This window comes from Halorubrum sp. Atlit-28R (assembly GCF_003665955.1).
GTDB classification, from domain to species: Archaea; Halobacteriota; Halobacteria; order Halobacteriales; family Haloferacaceae; genus Halorubrum; species Halorubrum tropicale.
The window spans coordinates 1-510 of sequence record NZ_QPLS01000152.1 but is presented as its reverse complement, the minus strand read 5'-3'; the positions used below and the strand labels follow the sequence as shown (position 1 = coordinate 510).

General features: G+C 53.9%; 1 protein-coding gene. It reads left to right on the top strand.

Annotation, left to right across the window (positions count from 1 at the left end):
- Positions 1-347 (top strand): hypothetical protein (locus DVK06_RS17270; protein WP_233561803.1); only part of this gene is annotated, 347 nt, incomplete at its 5' end.
- Between the last annotated feature and the right edge of the window lie 163 nt (positions 348-510).

The following is a 510-nucleotide window of genomic DNA, read 5'->3' as shown; positions in this document are numbered from 1 at the left end:
TTTCAAATGGGACCGACAAGACCGACTACGTAATGTATGAGTCAGATCTTCAGGACAGGGTATCGAGCAGCATTATTGACGGCGAGGTGTCGTCGTTGAACCTCAGTATCACCGACAACGAGTTTGCCGTTATCGTTGATATTGGCGAGACTGACGCAGCTTACACGGCTGATGAAGCCCGTGAGCTAGCGACGAGTCTCAAATCCATCTCGGACCAGCGATGGGACGTAGAAAACGATGACATCGTAGAGTACCTCCGCGACTTAGCCGACGTGGTTGACAACGAGAAATCAGTGGATGAGGTAGAAAAGAAGTGGGAAAGTAGAGAGGTAGATATCTCGGTCTGATAGGAATGTAAACCGATGAGCCGATTGAGGGGGTGGGTAGAGGCGCTAGCGGTTGTTGACGTCCGTGGCCTCCTCTAACCGTTCGACGCGTTCGCGCAGCTCTTCGAGGTTGGGATCCTCGGCCCGCGCATCCTCTAGCGGACGGACGTCGGTGAGCGCTTCG